The sequence below is a fragment of the Herbaspirillum rhizosphaerae genome (genome assembly GCF_046025915.1).
In the GTDB taxonomy this organism is placed as follows: Bacteria; Pseudomonadota; Gammaproteobacteria; order Burkholderiales; family Burkholderiaceae_D; genus Herbaspirillum; species Herbaspirillum rhizosphaerae_A.
Map to the genome: position 1 here is coordinate 104,630 of NZ_JAQQFR010000012.1, position 21,154 is coordinate 125,783.

20 protein-coding genes are annotated in these 21,154 nt (G+C 54.3%); 2 read left to right on the forward strand and 18 right to left on the reverse strand.

Translation table 11 applies throughout. From position 1 onward, the window contains the following. Positions 1–58: 58 nt before the first annotated feature. A complete protein-coding gene (ppsA, locus tag PQR63_RS18335) occupies positions 59–2,416 on the reverse strand; it encodes a phosphoenolpyruvate synthase (protein ID WP_408169464.1) in 2,358 nt (785 codons plus the stop codon). A gap of 399 nt (positions 2,417–2,815) precedes the next feature. On the opposite strand from ppsA, the gene ppsR reads away from it, so the two are divergent. Further along, complete coding sequence (ppsR, locus tag PQR63_RS18340; RefSeq protein ID WP_094563595.1) at positions 2,816–3,670, forward strand: posphoenolpyruvate synthetase regulatory kinase/phosphorylase PpsR; 855 nt, start codon at positions 2,816–2,818, stop codon at positions 3,668–3,670. A gap of 26 nt (positions 3,671–3,696) precedes the next feature. Here ppsR and PQR63_RS18345 read toward each other — a convergent pair whose 3' ends face one another. The 17 genes from PQR63_RS18345 to rpsB form a co-directional block, all read right to left on the reverse strand. Continuing rightward, positions 3,697–4,152 (reverse strand): DUF6314 family protein, encoded by a 456-nt coding sequence (locus PQR63_RS18345; RefSeq protein WP_408169400.1) that lies wholly within the window; start codon positions 4,150–4,152, stop codon positions 3,697–3,699. A 45-nt stretch (positions 4,153–4,197) separates the two neighbouring features. Further along, the gene (locus tag PQR63_RS18350) at positions 4,198–4,989 is read right to left on the reverse strand and encodes a TrmH family RNA methyltransferase (protein WP_408169401.1); all 792 of its coding nucleotides are present in this window, start codon (positions 4,987–4,989) and stop codon (positions 4,198–4,200) included. A gap of 9 nt (positions 4,990–4,998) precedes the next feature. Then, the gene (gene rnhB, locus PQR63_RS18355) at positions 4,999–5,622 is read right to left on the reverse strand and encodes a ribonuclease HII (RefSeq protein WP_408169402.1); all 624 of its coding nucleotides are present in this window, start codon (positions 5,620–5,622) and stop codon (positions 4,999–5,001) included. 5 nt (positions 5,623–5,627) lie between these two features. Then, the gene (lpxB, locus tag PQR63_RS18360; RefSeq protein ID WP_408169465.1) at positions 5,628–6,779 is read right to left on the reverse strand and encodes a lipid-A-disaccharide synthase; all 1,152 of its coding nucleotides are present in this window, start codon (positions 6,777–6,779) and stop codon (positions 5,628–5,630) included. Between the two features lie 13 nt (positions 6,780–6,792). Further along, on the reverse strand, positions 6,793–7,581 hold the full coding sequence (gene lpxA, locus PQR63_RS18365; RefSeq protein WP_408169403.1) for an acyl-ACP--UDP-N-acetylglucosamine O-acyltransferase: 789 nt from the start codon (positions 7,579–7,581) through the stop codon (positions 6,793–6,795). A 3-nt stretch (positions 7,582–7,584) separates the two neighbouring features. Next, positions 7,585–8,049, reverse strand: coding sequence for a 3-hydroxyacyl-ACP dehydratase FabZ (fabZ, locus tag PQR63_RS18370; protein WP_050477075.1), 465 nt, complete (start codon positions 8,047–8,049; stop codon positions 7,585–7,587). Continuing rightward, on the reverse strand, positions 8,042–9,130 hold the full coding sequence (gene lpxD, locus PQR63_RS18375; protein ID WP_408169404.1) for a UDP-3-O-(3-hydroxymyristoyl)glucosamine N-acyltransferase: 1,089 nt from the start codon (positions 9,128–9,130) through the stop codon (positions 8,042–8,044). The genes fabZ and lpxD overlap by 8 nt, the downstream gene beginning before the upstream one ends. Before the next feature lie 110 nt (positions 9,131–9,240). Further along, a complete protein-coding gene (locus PQR63_RS18380; protein WP_408169405.1) occupies positions 9,241–9,762 on the reverse strand; it encodes an OmpH/Skp family outer membrane protein in 522 nt (173 codons plus the stop codon). Positions 9,763–9,816: 54 nt separating this feature from the next. Continuing rightward, complete coding sequence (gene bamA / locus PQR63_RS18385; RefSeq protein WP_408169406.1) at positions 9,817–12,189, reverse strand: outer membrane protein assembly factor BamA; 2,373 nt, start codon at positions 12,187–12,189, stop codon at positions 9,817–9,819. 106 nt (positions 12,190–12,295) lie between these two features. Beyond that, a complete protein-coding gene (gene rseP, locus PQR63_RS18390) occupies positions 12,296–13,660 on the reverse strand; it encodes an RIP metalloprotease RseP (protein ID WP_408169407.1) in 1,365 nt (454 codons plus the stop codon). Positions 13,661–13,670: 10 nt separating this feature from the next. After that, complete coding sequence (gene ispC, locus PQR63_RS18395) at positions 13,671–14,843, reverse strand: 1-deoxy-D-xylulose-5-phosphate reductoisomerase (RefSeq protein WP_408169408.1); 1,173 nt, start codon at positions 14,841–14,843, stop codon at positions 13,671–13,673. 7 nt (positions 14,844–14,850) lie between these two features. Then, positions 14,851–15,666: a phosphatidate cytidylyltransferase gene (locus tag PQR63_RS18400; protein WP_408169409.1), complete on the reverse strand. Its 816-nt coding sequence runs from the start codon at positions 15,664–15,666 to the stop codon at positions 14,851–14,853. Then, entirely contained in the window at positions 15,666–16,424 is a 759-nt protein-coding gene (gene uppS / locus PQR63_RS18405) for a polyprenyl diphosphate synthase (protein WP_408169410.1), read from the reverse strand. The genes PQR63_RS18400 and uppS overlap by 1 nt, the downstream gene beginning before the upstream one ends. A 101-nt stretch (positions 16,425–16,525) precedes the next feature. After that, on the reverse strand, positions 16,526–17,086 hold the full coding sequence (gene frr, locus PQR63_RS18410) for a ribosome recycling factor (RefSeq protein WP_408169411.1): 561 nt from the start codon (positions 17,084–17,086) through the stop codon (positions 16,526–16,528). Positions 17,087–17,139: 53 nt separating this feature from the next. Next, on the reverse strand, positions 17,140–17,856 hold the full coding sequence (gene pyrH, locus PQR63_RS18415; protein ID WP_050477082.1) for a UMP kinase: 717 nt from the start codon (positions 17,854–17,856) through the stop codon (positions 17,140–17,142). A gap of 268 nt (positions 17,857–18,124) precedes the next feature. Next, positions 18,125–19,009 (reverse strand): translation elongation factor Ts, encoded by an 885-nt coding sequence (tsf, locus tag PQR63_RS18420; protein ID WP_408169412.1) that lies wholly within the window; start codon positions 19,007–19,009, stop codon positions 18,125–18,127. A gap of 157 nt (positions 19,010–19,166) precedes the next feature. After that, on the reverse strand, positions 19,167–19,916 hold the full coding sequence (rpsB, locus tag PQR63_RS18425; RefSeq protein ID WP_408169413.1) for a 30S ribosomal protein S2: 750 nt from the start codon (positions 19,914–19,916) through the stop codon (positions 19,167–19,169). Between the two features lie 396 nt (positions 19,917–20,312). Here rpsB and map point away from each other — a divergent pair, with 396 nt between their 5' ends. Next, positions 20,313–21,137, forward strand: a complete 825-nt coding sequence (map, locus tag PQR63_RS18430; RefSeq protein WP_408169414.1) for a type I methionyl aminopeptidase — start codon at positions 20,313–20,315, stop codon at positions 21,135–21,137. Positions 21,138–21,154: the final 17 nt, after the last annotated feature.

Genomic DNA, 21,154 nt, shown 5'->3' on the forward strand with positions numbered 1-21,154 from the left:
GTTTTTGTTTTTCTGAAACCAGACAAGCGAACTTGTCCGGTTTAGACCATATTGGCGCTTACTTAGTGCCGGCCAGCTTCTGCCAGGTGTCGATCACTGAGTCTGGATTCAGCGAGATCGACTCGATACCTTGCTTCATCAGCCATTCTGCGAAGTCCGGGTGATCCGATGGGCCCTGACCGCAGATACCAACGTATTTTCCCTTGGCGAGACAAGTCGAGATGACCTTGGTCAGCAAGGCTTGCAACGCAGGATCACGCTCGTCAAAATCGGCTGCCAGCAACTCCATACCGGAGTCGCGATCCAGACCCAGTGTGAGCTGCGTCAGATCGTTGGAACCGATCGAGAAACCGTCGAAGAATTCCAGGAATTGTTCGGCCAAGATCGCGTTGGAAGGCACTTCGCACATCATGATGACGCGCAGGCCGTTTTCGCCGCGTGTCAGGCCGTTTTTGCCGAGCAAGTTGATGACCTTTTCCGCTTGTCCCAGTGTACGGACGAACGGCACCATGATCTCGACGTTGGTCAGGCCCATGTCGTTACGGACGCGCTTCATGGCCAGGCATTCCATTTCGAATGCTTCAGCGAAATCGGCAGCCAGATAACGTGCGGCACCGCGGAAACCCAGCATTGGGTTTTCTTCATCCGGCTCGTAACGCGAACCGCCGATCAACTTCTTGTACTCGTTCGACTTGAAGTCGGACAAGCGCACGATGACCGGCTTTGGCCAGAACGCCGCCGCGATGGTCGCAATTCCTTCGGCCAGCTTGTCGACGTAGAACGCCTTCGGCGATGCGTGACCGCGTGCGACGGATTCAACAGCCTTCTTCAGGTCAGCATCGATGTTCGGGTATTCCAGAATCGCCTTCGGATGCACGCCGATGTTGTTGTTAATGATGAATTCCAGACGCGCCAGACCGACACCGCCATTTGGAATCGACTGGAAGTCGAATGCCAGTTGCGGATTGCCGACGTTCATCATGATCTTCAACGGAATCGGTGGCAGTTCGCCGCGTGCGACTTCGGTGATTTCGGTTTCCAGCAGACCGTCATAAATCTTGCCTTCGTCGCCTTCAGCGCAGGAAACGGTGACCAGGTTGCCGTCCTTCAGGATATCGGTAGCATCACCGCAACCAACCACCGCCGGCACACCCAGTTCACGCGCAATGATCGCCGCGTGGCAGGTACGACCGCCACGATTGGTGACGATGGCTGCAGCGCGCTTCATGACCGGCTCCCAGTTCGGATCTGTCATGTCGGCGACGAGCACGTCGCCTGGTTGCACGCGTTCCATTTCGGAGGCATCGCGAATCACGCGCACCGGACCGGCGCCGATCTTCTGACCGATTGCACGACCGGTTGCCAACACCGCGCTGGAGCCCTTGAGCTTGAAACGTTGTTGCGCGTCAGTCGCCTTTTGCTGCGACTTCACGGTTTCAGGACGCGCTTGCAGAATGTACAGCTTGCCGTCGCGGCCGTCTTTGCCCCATTCGATGTCCATCGGACGCTGATAGTGCTTTTCGATGATGGTGGCGTATTTGGCCAACTCAACGATTTCGGCGTCGTTCAGCGAGTAACGGTTACGCATTTCAACAGGCACGTCGACAGTCTTGACCGAGCGGCCGGCCTTGGCTTCACCGGTGAACTCCATCTTGATCAGCTTGGAGCCGATGTTGCGGCGGATGATCGGCAGCTTGCCTTGTTCCAGCATCGGCTTGTGGACATAGAATTCGTCCGGATTGACCGCGCCCTGCACCACTGTTTCGCCCAGACCGTAGCTGGAGGTGATGAAAACCACGTCCTTGAAGCCTGATTCGGTGTCGATCGTGAACATCACGCCGGCAGCGCCGACGTCGGAGCGCACCATGCGTTGCACGCCTGCCGACAGCGCGACTTCAGCGTGGGTGAAGCCCTTGTGAACGCGATACGAGATAGCGCGATCGTTGTACAGCGAGGCGAACACGTGCTTCATCGCTTCGAGCACGTTGTCGATGCCGACAACATTCAGAAATGTTTCTTGCTGACCGGCAAAAGAGGCGTCAGGCAAGTCTTCTGCAGTTGCAGACGAACGCACGGCGAAAGACATCTCACCAGTGGAGTCGGCAACCAGTTTGTCGTAGAAAGATTTGATCTGCTCTTCCAGCGCAGGCTGGAAAGGCGTGTCGATAATCCATTGACGAATCTCCGCGCCGGCTTGCGCCAATGCACGCACATCTTCGATATCCAACGTTACGAGACGATCTGCAATGCGTTGGGCCAGCGTTGCGCCGCCATTTGCACTGTGTTCCAGAAAGTCGCGGAAAGCCTGTGCCGTCGTGGCAAAGCCACCTGGCACTCGGACTCCGGCACCGGCCAACTGGCTGATCATTTCACCCAGCGACGCGTTCTTGCCGCCGACGGATTCGACATCCGTCATGCGAAGATTTTCAAAGGAGACTACGTATGCGGCCCCCTGGGTAGAACCCATGCTTACTGCGTTGGACATAACAACCTCTAGTTTGATGATAAGAAATCTTCACGCGGCCGGCAGTCGTCATTTGTTCTTTGTTATTTTGGGACGAAGGCGACATAATCGATACAGCGGCTTGGCTCAATACCTGATGCAGGTTCCGATACATGAGCTGACATAATTGGCGCGCGGCAGTTCCGAAGGTGTTTGCATGAGCAAACATCCAGAGGCATTCGGTCAACTTGCGCAGCACTATCAGGATCATTTTGAGCTAGCTTCTCAATCTGTTGCATGGCATTTTACAGGGTAGCCAGCAAATTTTTCATCTGGCCCGTTATTTTTTATTGTTTTCTTTTTAACAACACTATGCTCGATCTCGCACCGCCCGCCTGCCCCGTCCCTTTGCCTCCGGCCAACCGTACGGTTTTCTTCGTCTCTGACGGTACCGGTATTACGGCGGAAACATTGGGCCATTCCGTTCTCAGTCAGTTCGAGCTGCGCTTCAAGCAGGTGCGCCTGCCTTTCGTCGATACACTAGATAAAGCCTATGACGCCACCCGCCGCATCAACGAAGTGGCAGAAACCGATGGCAAGGCGCCCATCGTCTTCTCGACGCTGGTCAAGGCCGACCTGTCGGCCGTCATCCGCCAATCGAAGGCGATGCATATGGACTTGTTCCAGACCTTCGTCGAACCGTTGGAACAAGAACTCGGCGTCAAGTCGACGCATACGATTGGCCGCAGCCACAATACAGCCGATTCCGAAGAATACAAAAACCGCATTGAGGCGATCAATTTTTCGCTGGCGCACGACGATGGCCAGTCGAACAAAAATCTGGCTAGCGCCGACGTCATTCTGGTTGGCGTATCCCGTTCGGGCAAGACACCGACCAGCCTTTATCTAGCCATGCAATACGGCATCAAGGCGGCAAACTACCCGTTGATTCCTGAAGATTTCGAGCGGGACAAATTGCCAAGTGGGCTGGTCAATTTCAAAAAGAAGATCTTTGGCCTGACGATCGCGGCGGAGCGCCTGTCGGAAGTTCGTAACGAGCGTCGTCCCGGCAGCAAATACGCCGCGATTGAAAACTGCCGTTATGAAATCAATGAGGCGGAAAAAATGATGCGACGCGAAGGTATACGCTGGATGTCGTCTACTGCCAAATCAATCGAGGAAATTGCAGCGACGATTTTGCAGGAAATCAAGCCGGACACTCGCTGATTCCTGCTAAGTTAATACCGGCTTGATCAGTCGATTGCTCTCTTGAACTGTGTATGGAGCAGATAGTCTTTATGTGGCCCTTCGATACGCGTATGCAAATCGAAGCGGTCCGCGTCAATCAGCACATAGCGCCCATCGTAGCGATCCAGAATGCAAAGATGGGTCTCAAGCGGCAATAGCGCTTTTTGTGCCGGCTCATATCGATAGCTCTGATACGCCTGCCCTGCCTGAACACCATCGGCAAAGGCGACATGAACGACGTCGCCCTCAATCCGGTAATCAAACCTCCGGGTGAACGACACGACGCGCTGGTCAGCCGCCAAAAGCAACTGACCGGATTCCTTGTATTCCAAGCAGTTTGCTTCGCAAGAATGGAATTCGGCACGTCCCTCGGCGTCACCGATGACGAGCTTATCGGTACCAAGCATGCTGCGCGTGAAGCGCCAGCTTCCACTGAAATAAGCGTAGAGGTCAGGATACATGCAAGCGTCGGTCTTCAATATAAATAGCAGTCAGGCGAACCACCCTCAACCGCCGCCCTGCCTTTGCCGGGCTTGCTCAAAAAAACAGACTGCCGCTGCTGCTGCGACGTTAAGCGATTCCATTTGCCCCAGATGCGGGATAACTACTTTGACGCCGGCGGCGTCCATCAAATCGTCGGCGACACCCTGCCCTTCGTGGCCGAACAGCCAGGCAACTTCTTGCGTCAGATCGATCTGATAAATGGTTTCCTGCGCATACGAACTGGTCGCCAATACGGGAATTTTGCTGGTCTTGCAGAGACTCAGTAAATCGGCGCCTTCAAAAATCTGGAGCAAAAAATGCGCGCCCATGCCTGCCCGCAACACCTTGGGCGACCACGCTGCGGCAGTTCCTGCCGAGCAAAACACCTGACGAATTCCAGCCGCCGCTGCACTACGCAAAATTGATCCGAGATTGCCCGGATCCTGCAGACCATCGAGCAAAACCGCCGATGTCGTCAATTCCGCCGGCAGTTGCGGCTGAGGTGTCGCAACGATCAGCAACAAGCCGACGCCGTTTTCAACCTGACTCAATGCCTGATACAGCGCGTCCGGCAAACAAATGCATTGGCTGCCTGTAGCTTCACACTGAGCCAGCACCGGTGCGACTTCGGCGTGATACACCGCACTCTCGGCGACAACACACAATTCGGGCGTGCCGGCCTGCTGCAAATACGCTTCTGCCAGATGCACGCCGTCGAGCAAACTCCGTCCTGCCTTGCGACGCGCCTGCGCGCTGGTTGCCAGTTGCTTGAGTTCTTTGTACAGCGCGTTATCGCGAGAAGAGATCGACTTCATCAACGATCCTCAGGCACCAGCCAGCAAGGCGCGAACGGGGGCGTAAGACTTACGATGCACAGGGGACACGCCATGCAGGCGCAGACGCTCAAGATGCAATGCGGTCGGATACCCCTTGTGCTGATCAAACGCGTAATGCGGATATTGATCATGCAATACCCGCAAAGCTGCATCGCGCGCAGTTTTGGCGAGAATCGACGCTGCGGAAATGGCAGGCACTTTGTCGTCGCCTTTGACGATCGCTTCGGAGCGGATCGCCATCACCGGGCAACGATTGCCGTCAATCAGCGCCAGCGTAGGAATGGTGCGCAAAGCCTCCACCGCACGGCGCATCGCGAGCATGCTTGCATGGAGAATATTGAGTTGATCGATTTCGTCTTCGGAACATTCGGCAATCGCCCAGGCAATCGCGTGCTCCTTGATTTCCAAGGCCAAGGCGTCGCGACTGGCTTCGCTCAGTTTCTTTGAATCGCGCAAACCGACGATAGGTCGCGCCGGATTGAGAATGACGGCGGAGGCGAAGACCGGCCCTGCCAAGGGGCCGCGTCCAGCTTCATCCACGCCGCAAATGACTTCGCCGGCATAATCGTCGAGTGCGAACAAAGATAAATTCGAATCGTGTTTCTTGGCCATATCGCCTAAACTCCTTGCGCAAAGCGCGTCTGCTGACGATCCAGCAAAGTACATACTGCCTGCGCGCTGACATTGGCAGTATCGCGTAACAACGAGTGATGCATGTCGGTAAACCGTTGACGCAGATTCTGTAAATGGACCGGATCGTCCAACTGTTTCCAAAGCGCATCAGCCAGCGCCTGTGGCGTGGCCGCGTCTTGCAACAATTCTGGAACAACATACTCGCGCGCGAGAATATTCGGCAAACCTACCCACGGTTGGTAGTTCATGTGACGCATGATTTCATAAGACGCACGCATCATCTTGTAGGCAATCACCATCGGCTTCTTGTAGAGCGCGACTTCCAGCGACGCAGTGCCTGAGGCAACCAATACCGCATCCGCCGCCGCCATTGCTGCATGCGATTGCCCGCTGATGATTTTGATATCCAGATCGATGCTATCGGTTTGCGAAATCAATTGTTCGAAATAGGCGCGCTGTTTTTCGCCGGCCATTGGCGCGACGAATTGCAATTGTGGCTCTCGCTGTTTCAGCAATCGGGCGGCACCAAGAAAACTCGCTGTGTTGTACTTGAGTTCCGACATGCGGCTGCCGGGAAGAATGGCAACGACACGGCGATCTTGCTGCAGGCCTAATGCTGTGCGTGCTGCAGATTGATCCGGCTCCATGGGAATAACCTCCGCCAGCGGATGCCCCACATAGGTCACGGGCACACCTGCCTTGCGGTAGATTTCTTCTTCGAAGGGGAAAATCACCAGCATGTGCGACACCGCACGCGCTATTTTTTTGATGCGTCCGCCACGCCAGGCCCATATTTGCGGCCCGATAAAATGCATCGTCGGAATACCGGCCTCGCGCAATTGCAGCTCCAGCCCCAGATTGAAGCCACCATAGTCGACGCCGATGAATACCGCTGGACGCTCTGCCAGCAACTGATCACGCAAAGCGTTCTGGATGCCCCTGATCTCGCGATAGCGTGGAATGACTTCGAACAGGCCGCGCACAGTGAGCTTATCCATCGGCCAGTCACTGATGAAGCCGTGCTCAGCCATGTGGGGCCCGCCGATACCATGCAAACGCGCATCCGGCAAACGCGGACGCAAGCCTGATAGCAAACGGCTCGCCAGCAGGTCGCCAGAGCTTTCGCCGGCGACCATGGCGATCGACATCTTATCGGATGATGCCACGAGAGGACGATGCGATGAATTCACGCATCAGGCGGATGTGTGCTGCGGATTCAGAGGATTTTTCTTCTTGCAGCAGTAATTCCTGCTTGGCTTCTTCCAACGGCAGACTGGAACGATAGATGGCCTTGTACGCACGCTTGATCGCGGCGATCTGCTCCGACGTAAAACCACGACGCTTCAAGCCCTCACTATTGATGCCAGCGGGTACAGCGCGATTGCCTGCAGCCGTCACGAATGGTGGAACATCCTGGCTAACGGCGGCAGTAAACGCGGTCATCGCATGGGCACCGATACGGCAGAACTGATGCACCGACGTAAATCCGCCAAGGAACACCCAATCGCCCAAATGCACGTGACCGGCGAGTGTCGCATTGTTGGCCAGAATGATGTTGCTTCCAAGCTGGCAATCATGGGCGATGTGCACGTAGGCCATGATCCAATTGTCGTCGCCGATACGGGTCACACCGGCATCCTGGGTGGTTCCCAGATTGAAGGTGACGAATTCGCGGATGGTGTTGCGATCGCCGATTTCCAGGCGGGTCGGTTCACCGGCGTATTTTTTGTCCTGCGGTGCAGCGCCAAGAGAGCCGAACTGAAAGATCTGATTGTCACGGCCAATGGTCGTATGGCCCTCGATCACGACATGCGGACCGATCTTTGTACCGGCATCGACGCGAACGTTGGCGCCGATCACGGAGTAAGCGCCGACCTCGACCGTCGAATCGAGCTGAGCCCCCGACTCGATGACGGCAGTAGGATGGATACGCGACATCGCTTAGCCCGCCTGGCTGGCGTCGTTGGCGTTGCGCATCGTGCACATCAGATCGCCTTCTACTGCAACCTGGCCGTCAACTGTGGCCACAGCCTTGTACTTCCAGATGCCACGGGCACGGCGGGTAATTTCCACGTGCATCTTCAACTGATCGCCCGGCTCTACCGGACGCTTGAAACGCGCGTTGTCGATACCGACGAAATACACAACGGTATTGGCGTCAGGTTTACGGCCTTCGGTCAAAAAGGACAACAAAGCAGCAGTCTGCGCCAGCGCCTCGATCATCAACACACCAGGCATCACAGGCTTGTGAGGAAAATGGCCGTTAAAAAATTCTTCGTTGACGGTCACATTCTTGATGGCAGTGATGTCCTTGCCGCTTTCCCATGTGAGAACACGATCCACCAACAACAGCGGATAACGGTGCGGGAGGTATTCTTTGATTTGATTGATGTCGAGACTAGTCATTTTTTTGCTCAGTATTTTGCTCAGTATTTCGCCCATTAAGCGGCTCTGTAAGCGATTTAATCGTTTTTTCCAACGCACGGATTTTCTCACGCATTGTGCCCAGATTGCGCACCAATGCTGCTGATTTTTCCCATTCGCCGTGCTTGGCGATAGGATAAAAGCCGGTATATTGCCCTGGTTCCAAGATCGAACGGAGTGCCAGCGTGCCTGCCGAGACGTGAACTTTGTCAGCAATCGTAATATGGCCGTGGATCATTGCCGCGCCGCCGATCGAGCAGTATTTGCCGATTTTGGCGCTGCCGGCGATACCGACACAGGCCGCAATAGCGGTGTGCGCACCAATATGGCAGTTGTGGGCGATCTGAATCTGGTTGTCGAGCTTGACTCCATCTTCCACCACCGTATCGGACAAAGCACCCCGGTCTATCGTCGTATTGGCACCAATTTCAACGTCGTTGCCAATGACCACCCGCCCTACCTGGGGGATCTTGACCCAATTACCGCCTTCGTTGGCAAAGCCAAAACCATCTGTGCCAATTACAACACCAGAATGCACAATGCCGCGTTCGCCGATTTCACAGCCGGAATGGAACGTTACACGAGCATAGAAATGCGTATCAGCACCGACACGCGCATTACGACCGACATAACTGCCCGCGTCAATCACGGCGCGTTCGCCGATAACGGCACCGGCCTCAATGACGACGTGTGGGCCGATGGTCGCGCTTGCCGCCACCTGCGCCGTTTCATCCACACAGGCGCTGCGGTGAATGCCGGCAGTAACCGGCACTGCCGCCTGCGCCGCAAACAATTGCGCTGCGTGGGCGAAATAGGCGTAAGGATTTTTGGTGACAATACGTGCGCCCAGATAACCGGCAACGGCTGCGTCATCCACTTCAGACAAAATCAACGCAGCGGCCTGCGTTTGCTCTGCCTGGGATCGAAACTTGGGATTGGAGAGGAACGTGATATGCGACGATGTCGCCACATCCAGAGGAGCGATGCCGCTGACATCAATCTGCGCATCGCCTTTTAGCTGGCCACCCAAGCGTTCGACCAACTGTTCTAGCCGAATACCCATCTTGGCCTTCTTAGATTATTGCGTTACCTGCTCAAGCAACGCAGATTGGCGATTTCTCTTCGGGACAATCTGCGCGCTTGGGATAAGCATGATGAAGATTTGAACCAGGCTTACTTCGCCAGCTCTTTCAGAACCTTGTCGGTGATGTCGATACGCTTGCTGGCATAGACTGCTTCCTGGAAGACGATATCGTATTTTTCAGCCTCAGCGATCTGACGGATCACCTTGTTGGTACGCTCCAGAACGACCGACAATTCTTCATTGCGACGCTGATTCAGATCTTCACGGAATTCGCGTTGCTTGCGTTGAAATTCCTTGTCGATATCGGACAGATCGCGCTGGCGCTTGACACGCTCCGACTCGGACAATACTGCAGCATCCTTGTCCAGCTTGTCTGATTGCGCCTTAAGGCGTGCAGCCATATCAGCAATATCTTTTTCGCGCTTGGCAAACTCAGCTTCAAGCTTGGTCTGTGCAGCCTTGGCTGGCACGGCTTCGCGGAAAATACGTTCCGTGCTGACAAAAGCAATTCTCGATTCTTGTGCATGCACATTGGCAAACGACAACATGCCGACAGCCAGTGTCGCAGCTTGGATCGACATCAATGATTTAGTAATAAACTTCAAGATCATTCTCCGTAATACAGATTTCTATTATGCCATGGGGCTGATCAGTTGATTCCCTGATCAGAATCCGGTTCCCAACTGGAACTGGAAGTTTTGCGCTTTATCACCAGTCTTCGCGTTCAACGGCTTACCGTAGCTGAGCTTCAATGGGCCGATTGGTGAAATCCAGCTGATACCGAAACCAGTGGAATAGCGCAAGTCATTGATTTTAATACGTTCACCATCGGCAAACACGTTACCGCCGTCAACAAAGGTAAACCAACGTAAACTACGATCCTGGCCCGAACCCGGGAATGGGAATTGCAGCTCTACGTTAGCGATCAGACGCGATGCACCACCCATGGAGTCCCCGTATTGGTCTTTCAGGTTACCCAAAGAGGACGCTTCATATCCGCGCACGGTGCCGATACCACCTGCGTAGTAATTCTTGAAAATCGGGTACGGCTTGCCACCAAAGCCCTTACCGTAGTCAACTTCGCCATTCCAGGCCAGCGTAGCCGCATTGCTCCAGAACGGTTGGAAATATTGATGCTGATACGTCGCACGATAATACTTCAAGGTGCCAACACCCGACACTTCCAGGTTGGCACGCTGATAGACCCCTTTGGTCGGGACCAATGCGCTGTCGCGGCTGTCGCGTTGCCATGCAGCGGTCAGAGGGAAGCTGGTCGTGGTGGCAGTACCAATGCCGCAAGTACCATCATTGACGACATCGCATCCCTTTGCGCCGGTGCCGCTGCCAAAGTCACGTACGTATTGACGATACAAGCTCGGGCTAGAACTATCGGTGTCGACCTTGGTATTTTCAATACCGACGCCAAAGAAAACGCGATCCAGCTCAGAAAACGGAACGCCGAACTTGACGCTACCGCCGATGGTTTTCACTCGATAGTCACCAGTGGTGTAGGCCGATGGACGAATCGTGCGCAGGAACACTTCATAAGTGCGGCTGATACCATCATCCGTGAAATACGGATTCGTCTGCGAAACAGCGATCGTGCGGTAACGCGAACTCGTGTTGACTTCGATACCGACAGTGTTGCCGCTACCGAATGCGTTTTCCTGCGAAATCGAACCGGTCAGGCTCAGCTTGTCAGTTTGCGAGAAGCCGGCTCCGATCATGATGTTACCGGTCGGCTTTTCTTCCACTTTCATGTTGACGTCGATCTGATCCGTGCTGTTCGGCACTTCCGGCGTCTCAATGGTGACTTCCTTGAAATAGCCCAGGCGGTCGACACGATCACGCGACAGCTTGATCTTCTCGCCGTCATACCAGGAGTCTTCAAACTGGCGGAACTCACGGCGAATAACTTCGTCACGGGTCTTGGTATTGCCGGCGATGTTGATATGACGCACATACACGCGCTTGCCCGGGTCGATCATGATGGTAAAGGCAACTTCCTTCTTCTCACGATCGACGTTTGGATTGGCATTGACGTTGGCGAATGCATAGCCGAAATTACCGAGACGTTCGCTAATCTTCTTGGTGCTGTCAGTGAGCTTGGTGCCCGAATAGACATCACCTTTTTTCAGCTGAACCAGCGCGGCCAGGTCAGCCTGCATACCAAACATTTCGCCATCGAGCTTGATGTCGGAGACCGTGTACTTTTCACCTTCGTTGATATTGATGGTGATGTAGATGTCTTTTTTGTCTGGTGTAATGGAAACTTGCGTCGACTCGATCTGCATTTCCAGATAACCGCGATCCAGATAATAGGAACGCAGCGACTCGATATCGCCAGACAATTTTTGCTTGGAATATTGGTCAGCTTTGGTGTACCAAGTGAACCAGCCCGGTGTTGTCAACTTCAGTTGATCACGCAAATTGCCGTCGGAGAATGCCTTGTTGCCGACAATATTGATTTGCTTGATGCGCGAAACGTCGCCCTCATCTACAGCGAAACTCACTGCAACACGGTTACGCTCAACCGGTGTAATGGTCGTGGTGACCTTCGCACCGTACAAACCGCGCGACAAATATTGGCGCTTGAGTTCCTGTTCAGCGCGGTCGACTTGCGACTTGTCAAAAATACGCGATTCAGCGACGCCGATTTCCTTCAGCGCCTTGGTCAGTTGTTCTTTGTCAAATTCCTTGATACCCGTGAAGTCGACACTGGCAATCGCCGGACGCTCTTCCACCTGGATTACGAGCACGTCGCCCTCAGCTTCAACCCGGACGTCCTTGAAGAAGCCGGTTGCATACAGTGCCTTGATCGCTGCCGTACCTTTTTCGTCAGTGAAGGTGTCGCCTACTCGCACCGGCAAGTAACTGAACACGGTGCCTGCTTCGGTACGCTGAATGCCTTCGACACGGATGTCCTTGACCACGAACGGCTCGACGGCGAATGCCTGATTGCAAAGGGCAAGCGCAGCAGCAGCGATCAGGCTACGGGAAAAGGTCGATGCAGGGAAATGCGCGGAATGTAAGTTCATTAGCTATCGTTTATTAACTATGTTTTTGCTGACCATTTTTTACGATGGTCGAACATATGTAAAGTCAAAAGCCATCCTTGCCATCAGGACGGCTCGGGACGAATCCTTAAAACATCAGACGAACAATGTCGTTGAATGCAGCAACGATCATCAATGTCATCAAAATACCCAGACCGGCACGTTGAGCAATTTCCCCAAAGCGCTCAGAAACAGGACGTCCAGTCAAAATCTCCAGCGAATAATACAGCAAATGGCCGCCATCTAAAACCGGGATGGGCAGCAGGTTCATTACACCAAGACTGATGCTGATAAACGCGATGAAGCTCAGATAGCTGACCAGTCCGACTTTGGCAGTCTGTCCGGCATAATCAGCTATGGTAATCGGGCCGGTAATATTTTTCCAGGAAACCTGACCGACAATCATTTTTCCGATCATCTTCAGCGTCATAGCACTGGTATCCCAGGTCTTCTGCGCGCCCTTGGCAATCGCCGTCCAGGGCGCATCGCTGACAACAATCATCTCCGGCGCCAGCGGCACCTCTACCTTGATACGCCCTATCGTCTGACCATTGTCGCTCAGGGTGTCAGGCGTGACCTGAATGCGGAATTCGCTTTGCCCACGTATACCATGCAGCGACAACGGCTTGCCGGGAGAGGCGCGAACCAGCTCCACGAGCGCGAGGCCGTCTTTGATCGGCACGTCGTTGACATCAAGGATCAGATCGCCCTTTTGCAATCCAGCCTGCATGGCGGGGCCATCCATGACCTTGCCAAGCATTGCCGGGGGACGTGCCAAGGACAAGCCCAGTTTTGCCAGAAAATCGCTTTCAAGATCCTTGCTTGATATGCTATCAAGTGGCAAATTCACCGAATCCAGCAGCTTTCCGCCGCTTACTCCCTTGTTGATCCGCTCAACGTCCAGTCGCGCTGGCGTCTTTTCAAGAACGTGCTGCATCAGTTCCCAACGCACTTCCGACCATGCCTGAACAGCGACGCCGTTAATAGCCGTGATGGTTTCACCACCGCGCAGACCTGCTTGATATGCGGCAGTCTGCGTCGCCATTGGACGTAGTTTAGGAACCGGCTCAGGGATGCCGTGCATGAACAAGCCGGCGAATAAGAGAATGGCGAGAATGAAATTGGCCAACGGACCGGCTGCAACGATCGCGATACGACGCCAGACCGACTGGCGTGTGAATTCGCGCTTGAGATCCTGAGCAGACATGTCGCTGACATCCTGCTCGCGGGCATCAAGCATCTTGACGTAACCACCGAGCGGCAATATCGACAGTGCCCATTCAGTCTGATCACGCCCAAAACGGCGTGAATAGATCACCCGTCCCATACCGACCGAGAAGCGCAAAACCTTGACGCCGCACAAGCGCGCCACCCAGTAATGCCCCAATTCATGCACGACGACAAGCGTACCGAGAGCGACCGCGAAGGCCAGCAGAGTGTGCAGCAGATTCATGACAGAATGATCATAAGGAGAGGCAGGATTGCGCAATCGAGCGTGCCTGCTGATCTTGCTCGATCAGGGCGTCGATATCGGCGACAGGGCCATGGGGAAGCTTATCCATGACACGAGCGATCACTTGATCAATCATGCGGAATCCGATTTCTTGATTCAGGAATGCCTGGACAGCAACTTCATTGGCGGCATTGAGGATTGCCGCCGAGCTGCCCCCGGCTTGCAGTGCATCATACGCCAGTTTGAGACACGGAAAACGCCCAAAATCCGGACGCTCGAAAAATAACTGCCCGATCTGAGCAAGGTCCAGCTGAGCAACCCCGGATTCGATCCGTTCCGGATAGGCAAGCGCATTGGCGATGGGCGTACGCATGTCTGGATTGCCAAGTTGAGCCAGCACCGAACCATCGATGTAGGAAACCATCGAATGAATCACGCTTTGCGGATGAATCATGACTTCAATCTTGTCAGCCGGCGCACCAAACAGCCAGTGCGCCTCAATGACTTCCAGGCCCTTGTTCATCATGGTGGCAGAGTCCACCGAAATCTTCCGACCCATGACCCACTTCGGATGCGCCACGGCCTCTTCCGGCGTTACGCTGTCCAATGTACTGACATCCCGCTTGAGAAACGGCCCCCCCGATGCGGTCAGAAGAATCTTGGCGATCCCGGCATCAGGCAGCGAACGGCGATAATCGTGCGGCAAACATTGAAAAATGGCGTTGTGCTCACTATCGATAGGCAGCAAGGTCGCCTTATGCTGCGCCACGGCATCAATCAGCAGTTGGCCGGACATGACCAGGGCCTCTTTGTTGGCCAACAGAATTTTCTTGCCGGTGCGCGCTGCAGCCAGCGTAGACGCCAAACCTGCCGCGCCGACGATTGCCGCCATGACGATATCGCACTCGTCCGCACTTGCAACGTCACACAGCGCTTGCGCGCCATACATGACTTCAATGCGCAATTGGCTGGATTTGAGCTTTTGCTGCAGAGCTTGGGCAGCCTGCGCCGTACCGACAACCGCCAGCTTGGGGCGAAAACGGACGCACTGCTCCGCGAGCTCATCGACTCGCGAATGGGCCGTCAAGGCAAACACTTGGTAACGATCAGGGTGACGCGCTATGACATCCAACGTGGAAACGCCGATGGAACCGGTAGAGCCGAGAACAGTAATTGCCTGCATGAAATTCCTACAACCAGAGATCGATCAGCGCTGCCAGCGGCAGAACCGGGATCAACGCATCAATCCTATCCAATACGCCGCCGTGCCCCGGCAACAAGTTGCTGCTGTCCTTGAAACCAGCGCGGCGCTTCAACTGCGACTCGAACAGATCTCCGACAACACTCGCCGCAACCAGCAAAGTCATCACAAGAATGAAGCCGGGCCAGCCGAAACGGCCGTACAGACGGCCTGAAAACGTTTCACCGTCGAAATACATCACGATGGCCGCCGCAATCACCAGAACTGCAAGCCAGCCGCCGACTGCGCCCTCCCACGACTTGCCGGGAGAAATCGATGGTGCCAGCTTGTGGCGGCCAAAACCTTTTCCTGCGAAATAAGCCCCGATATCTGCGACCCAGACGATTGCCATCACAGAAAGCAAGTACAGTGGAGAATGTTGAAACAGGGAAACGATCGCAATAAAGCAACCCATCAGCGACAACGTATAGGTCACACTGAGCAGGCGATTGCTTGGCGTTCCCAGCGCCGGCAATCCAAGCTTCAACGCGGGTACAAAGCGAATTACCCACAACGCCACGCACAAGCCGAACAAGCTGCGCACGCTCGGTAAACCGCTTACGAACACGATGATTGCGTAGGCGACAGCCCAAAAGCCGGCCCACAGACGTGGTCGCGACAGACGGAACAAGCGCAGGCCTTCCCAGGTACCAGCCGCGAAAAACGCCAGCGTCACCGCAGCAAACGCAAAGAAATTATTCAAAAAGAGAATCGGCAACAAAATTGCCAGGAGAACCAACGCTGTGATGACACGCGTTTTTAGCATCAGGAAGCCTTTTTCTGCTCGACCAATTGCTCGCTGGTGCGACCGAAACGCCGTTCGCGCTGACGATACGAGTCGATCGCCTTGTCCAGCTCCGCCCCATCGAAATCGGGCCAATAGGTCTCAGTAAAATACAATTCGCTATAGGCCAGTTGCCATAGCAGAAAATTGGAAATACGCTCTTCGCCGCCGGTACGGATGAACAAATCCGGTTCGGGGGCGTAAGCCATCGCCAAATGGGGAGTTAATTGCTCTTCAGAAAAATCTGTGGCGCCGGGCTGCTCTTTGAGCATCTTGCCAACAGCCTGCATGATGTCCCATCGACCGCCGTAATTGGCACAAATTGTCAGTGTCAGTCGCGTATTACCGGCGGTTTGCGCCTCGGCTTTGGCGACCATGTCCTGCAATTTGGCATCGAAACGACCGAGGTCGCCCACCACACGCAAGCGGATATTATTTGCGTGCATTTTGCTGACTTCGCGCTCCAGCGCCGTCATGAACAAACGCATCAGCAAAGACACTTCGTCTGCAGGACGACGCCAGTTTTCAGAGCTGAATGCAAACAGCGTCAGATATTCCACACCACGCTGAGAGCATGCCTCAACAATCGTGCGTACGGCATCGACACCTTTCACATGCCCTGCTACGCGCGGCAAAAAACGTTTGGTCGCCCAACGCCCATTGCCATCCATAATGATGGCAACGTGACGCGGCACCGCAGAAACTTGCGGCACAGCCTGGGTTGAGCTCTTATAAGTCATACAGTGTAAAAATCCAGATAAACGCGAAATCGGCCTTGGTTTGAAACCAAGACCGACATCATCGCATAAGTCGTTGCATAAGCCGCTAACAAGGGCTTTGCTTACACCGTCAGCACTTCTTTTTCTTTTTCTGCGACCAGCTTGTCGACTTCAGCGACAAACTTGTCAGTCAGCTTCTGGATGTCTTCCTGACCGCGGCGCTCATCATCTTCGGAGCAAACCTTGTCCTTGACCAGCTTCTTCAGACCTTCGTTCGCATCGCGACGAATGTTGCGGATCGAAATCTTCGTATCTTCTGCTTCGCCCTTGACCAGCTTGACCATTTCCTTGCGGCGCTCTTCGGTGAGCGGCGGGGTCGGTACACGGATCAACTCGCCTTGCGTGGCAGGGTTCAGGCCCAGATCGGCTTCACGAATCGCCTTTTCAACGGCTGCAAGCATTTTCTTTTCGTACGGTTGCACACCGATGGTACGCGCATCGATCAGCGTCAGATTGGCGACTTGCGACAATTGCGTCGGCGACCCGTAGTAGTCGACCTGGACGTGATCCAGGATACCGGTGTGGGCGCGACCAGTACGCACTTTGGCCAGATCGGCGCGCAGCGACTCGATCGACTTGGTCATTTTTTGTTCGGTACTCTTCTTAACGTCAGCGATGGTCATGCTACTCTCCTATCATCTAAAACTATCTTACAGTATTCGAAAAACGTAATTATTTACACGTGAACCAGGGTGCCTTCGTCTTCACCTAGCACGACCCGCTTAAGCGCACCCGGCTTGACGATGGAGAACACCTTGATCGGCAGCTTCTGATCGCGACACAACGCGAATGCAGTTGCGTCCATGACCTGCAAATGTTTGGCAATTGCTTCGTCAAACGTGATGGTGCTATAACGTGTCGCCGAAGGATCCTTCTTTGGGTCGGCAGTATAAACGCCATCCACCTTGGTCGCCTTAAGAACGATTTGGGCGCCGATTTCCGAGCCGCGCAATGCCGCTGCGGTATCGGTCGTAAAGAAAGGATTACCTGTCCCGGCGGCAAACACCACGATTTTGCCCTCTTCCAGGTATTGCAAGGCTTTCGGGCGTACGTAGGGTTCGACAACTTGCTCAATGCCGATTGCCGACATGACGCGCGCAGTCAGACCGGCCTGACGCATTGCGTCCGCCAGTGCGAGAGAGTTCATTACTGTTGCCAGCATGCCCATATAGTCGGCTGTGGCGCGGTCCATACCCTGCGCACCTGGGGCTACGCCGCGAAAGATATTGCCGCCGCCGATGACGATGGCCAACTCGACCCCCAACTGGCTGATCTCGGCCACGTCGGCAACCATGCGCTCAATAGTGGCGCGATTGATACCGTAGGCGTCGTCGCCCATCAGGGCTTCGCCGGAAAGTTTGAGGAGTACGCGCTTATAGGCTGGTGTCGTCATGTGCTGGGCTCCGTTTGCTATCCGATTAACTGTTTCTGTCCGTCCTGCTTGCTGCCTGCTTGTGCTTGCTATGCTTGCCGCAGAAGTGGCACGCGAAAGTGTTGCTCGATACAGGCGAGGACGTCATTGTATGCTGCTGTACTCTACTGCCGGGGACTTGCTTACATTTTGAAATGCCTGCCGAAACAGGAATATCTTGCCAGTCCCGCCGCCTCTTGAAAACCAAGAGGCTTAAAAAAACGGGCCTCTCGGCCCGCTTCCTTACTTATTACTGCGCTTGCTTGGCGGCAGCAACCTGGGCTGCCACCTCGGCTGCGAAGTCATCTTGTTTCTTCTCGATGCCTTCACCAACCACAAACATGCTGAACGATTTGACGCTGGTGTTAGCCGCCTTCAGCATTTGCTCAACAGTTTGCTTGTCGTTTTTCACGAAAGACTGATTGAACAGCGATACTTCCTTCAGGTACTTTTGCACCGAACCGTCAACCATCTTGGCGACGATATCAGCAGGCTTACCGGACTCAGCAGCCTTCAGCGACGCAACCGAACGCTCTTTTTCGATCAGATCAGCAGGAACCTGATCCGACGACAGCGCGACCGGCTTCATCGCAGCGATGTGCATTGCGACGTCTTTGCCAACTTGCTCGTCGGCGCCGTCGAATTCCACCACAACACCGATACGTGTGCCGTGCAGGTAGGAAACCAGCTTACCGGTTGTTTCGAAACGCTGGAAGCGACGGATAGACATGTTTTCGCCGATACGACCGATCAGCTCGGTACGTGTTTCTTCAACTGTCTTTTCGCCCAGCGGCAGTGCAGCCAATGCGGCCAGATCGGCAGGATTCTTTTCTGCGATCACTTTGGCGACGGCGTTAGCCAGAGCGATGAATTCATCGTTCTTGGTAACAAAGTCGGTTTCACAGTTGATTTCCACCAGGGCACCAATGCCGCCAGCGATGTAAGTTGCGACAACGCCTTCCGAAGTGATGCGGGAAGAAGCCTTGGATGCCTTGCTGCCCAGCTTGACGCGCAGGATTTCTTCAGCACGAACCATGTCGCCTTCGGCTTCAGTCAGCGCCTTCTTGCATTCCATCATCGGCGCGTCGGTCTTCGCGCGCAGTTCGCCTACCAATGCTGCGGTAATTGCCGCCATATATTTCTCCTAACTAAGTAGACATGCCGCCATCAGAGACGCCACGTCAAAAATTCGATCAATTTACTCAAAAAAAAGGGGCGAACTGCGCTTACTCTCGCTGTTACCCCTTTTCTTATCGCCCGCCGCTGAAGCGGCGACGGGCGTCACAGGCAAATTAAGCCTGCTCGTTCACTTCAACGAATTCGTCGCCACCGTTTTTGACGGCTTCAACAACTTCGTTCACTGCGTTTGCACGGCCTTCGAGGATGGCGTCAGCAACACCGCGAGCGTACAGAGCGATCGCCTTTGCGGAGTCATCGTTACCAGGAATGATGTAAGTCACGCCTTCTGGGGAGTGGTTGGTATCAACCACGCCGATAACAGGGATACCCAGCTTGGCGGCTTCAGTGATGGCGCCCTTGTGGTAGCCGACGTCGATCACGAAAATAGCGTCAGGAATGCCGCCCATATCCTTGATACCGCCGATTGCCTTTTGCAGCTTTTCTTGTTCACGGCTGAACAGCAGAGCTTCTTTCTTGCTCAGCTTTTCGTTGGAACCGTCAGCGATTGCCGCTTCCATGTCCTTCAGACGCTTGATCGATGTCTTGATGGTCTTGAAGTTGGTCATCATGCCGCCCAACCAACGTTGATCGACGTAAGGAACGCCTGCACGTTGCGCTTCTGCTGCAACGATTTCACGTGCTTGACGCTTGGTACCGACAAACAGGATAGTGCCGCGATTGGACGACAGTTGGCGCACGTACTTCAGCGCTTCCTGATACATGCCCAGGGTCTTTTCCAGGTTAACGATATGAATCTTGTTGCGATGACCGAAGATAAACGGGGCCATCTTTGGGTTCCAGAAGCGTGTTTGGTGACCGAAGTGGACACCTGCTTCCAGCATTTCGCGCATAGTTACGGACATAAATTTCTCCAGGGTTAGGTCTGGAATCCATTCGGTCATTTAAGCCAGCGTAGTGCTTCAAAAAACACTGCTTCACATGAAGCTGCCGGCCCAAACACCCTTTGGCGAACGGATTCGCGATTCAACTTAGTTTCAAATAAAACAACTTTTTACCACTTCAAGCCAACATCAACACAGAAGCAGGCAACGCCTGCAACTTTGTTAATACTCGCTTTCCAACCTGAGTGACTCAAGTTAGCCGACCATTCTACCTCATCCGAAGAATCCATTCAAGCTCCGAAATCATTGTTTTCATTAGCTTTTGACCGGTGGCACCCGCCAATCGCCGCCGACAGAACCGCTCGCCCTCGTCTATAATCTCTACTTAATGATTTTTAAGCGAATTGCGACAATTTTATGGGCTCCATTTCCATCAAAACCGCCGAAGACATCGAAGGCATGCGCGTTGCCGGCAAACTTGCGGCAGAAGTACTCGACTATATCGCCCCCTTCGTCAAGGCAGGCACAACGACCGGCGAGCTGGACCGCCTCTGTCATGAATACATGGTGAATGTGCAAGGCACCATTCCTGCGCCGCTCAATTACTGCCCGCCAGGCTATACGCCCTACCCCAAAGCCATTTGCACCTCACTGAACGACATTATTTGCCACGGCATTCCCGGCGACAAAGTGATGAAAAATGGCGATGTACTGAATATCGACATCACCGTCATCAAAAACGGCTATCACGGCGACACAAGCCGCATGTTTTTTATCGGCGAACCGTCAATTCTGGCGCGCCGCCTCACAGAAATCACCTACGAGTGCATGTGGCTGGGTATCTCCAAGATCAAACCTGGCGCACATCTGGGCGATATCGGCCACGTCATCCAGCAACATGCTGAAAAGGCCGGCTATAGCGTGGTGCGTGAGTTTTGCGGCCATGGTATCGGCACCGTATTTCACGAAGAACCGCAGGTGTTGCACTACGGCCGTCCCGGCACGCTGGAAAAACTGGAAGCCGGCATGATTTTCACGGTCGAACCGATGATTAACGCCGGTCGCCGCGACATTCGCGAAATGGGCGATGGCTGGACCATCAAAACCAAAGATCGCAGCCTGTCGGCGCAATGGGAACATACCGTTCTGGTGACCGAGACTGGCTTTGAAGTACTGACGATTTCACCCGGCATGCCTGCTCCGCCGGCATTCATTCAGCAACCAGCTGCAGCCGTCGCCTGACTCCCCTTCTGAGCGCC

Coding starts and splice junctions, on each gene's coding strand:
- ppsA (WP_408169464.1), bottom strand. CDS start 2,416: ATGACGGATGTCGAATCCGTCGGCGGCAAGAACGCGTCGCTGGGTGAA.
- ppsR (WP_094563595.1), top strand. CDS start 2,816: ATGCTCGATCTCGCACCGCCCGCCTGCCCCGTCCCTTTGCCTCCGGCC.
- PQR63_RS18345 (WP_408169400.1), bottom strand. CDS start 4,152: ATGTATCCTGACCTCTACGCTTATTTCAGTGGAAGCTGGCGCTTCACG.
- PQR63_RS18350 (WP_408169401.1), bottom strand. CDS start 4,989: ATGAAGTCGATCTCTTCTCGCGATAACGCGCTGTACAAAGAACTCAAG.
- rnhB (WP_408169402.1), bottom strand. CDS start 5,622: ATGGCCAAGAAACACGATTCGAATTTATCTTTGTTCGCACTCGACGAT.
- lpxB (WP_408169465.1), bottom strand. CDS start 6,779: ATGGTCGCCGGCGAAAGCTCTGGCGACCTGCTGGCGAGCCGTTTGCTA.
- lpxA (WP_408169403.1), bottom strand. CDS start 7,581: ATGTCGCGTATCCATCCTACTGCCGTCATCGAGTCGGGGGCTCAGCTC.
- fabZ (WP_050477075.1), bottom strand. CDS start 8,049: ATGACTAGTCTCGACATCAATCAAATCAAAGAATACCTCCCGCACCGT.
- lpxD (WP_408169404.1), bottom strand. CDS start 9,130: ATGGGTATTCGGCTAGAACAGTTGGTCGAACGCTTGGGTGGCCAGCTA.
- PQR63_RS18380 (WP_408169405.1), bottom strand. CDS start 9,762: ATGATCTTGAAGTTTATTACTAAATCATTGATGTCGATCCAAGCTGCG.
- bamA (WP_408169406.1), bottom strand. CDS start 12,189: ATGAACTTACATTCCGCGCATTTCCCTGCATCGACCTTTTCCCGTAGC.
- rseP (WP_408169407.1), bottom strand. CDS start 13,660: ATGAATCTGCTGCACACTCTGCTGGCCTTCGCGGTCGCTCTCGGTACG.
- ispC (WP_408169408.1), bottom strand. CDS start 14,843: ATGCAGGCAATTACTGTTCTCGGCTCTACCGGTTCCATCGGCGTTTCC.
- PQR63_RS18400 (WP_408169409.1), bottom strand. CDS start 15,666: ATGCTAAAAACGCGTGTCATCACAGCGTTGGTTCTCCTGGCAATTTTG.
- uppS (WP_408169410.1), bottom strand. CDS start 16,424: ATGACTTATAAGAGCTCAACCCAGGCTGTGCCGCAAGTTTCTGCGGTG.
- frr (WP_408169411.1), bottom strand. CDS start 17,086: ATGACCATCGCTGACGTTAAGAAGAGTACCGAACAAAAAATGACCAAG.
- pyrH (WP_050477082.1), bottom strand. CDS start 17,856: ATGACGACACCAGCCTATAAGCGCGTACTCCTCAAACTTTCCGGCGAA.
- tsf (WP_408169412.1), bottom strand. CDS start 19,009: ATGGCGGCAATTACCGCAGCATTGGTAGGCGAACTGCGCGCGAAGACC.
- rpsB (WP_408169413.1), bottom strand. CDS start 19,916: ATGTCCGTAACTATGCGCGAAATGCTGGAAGCAGGTGTCCACTTCGGT.
- map (WP_408169414.1), top strand. CDS start 20,313: ATGGGCTCCATTTCCATCAAAACCGCCGAAGACATCGAAGGCATGCGC.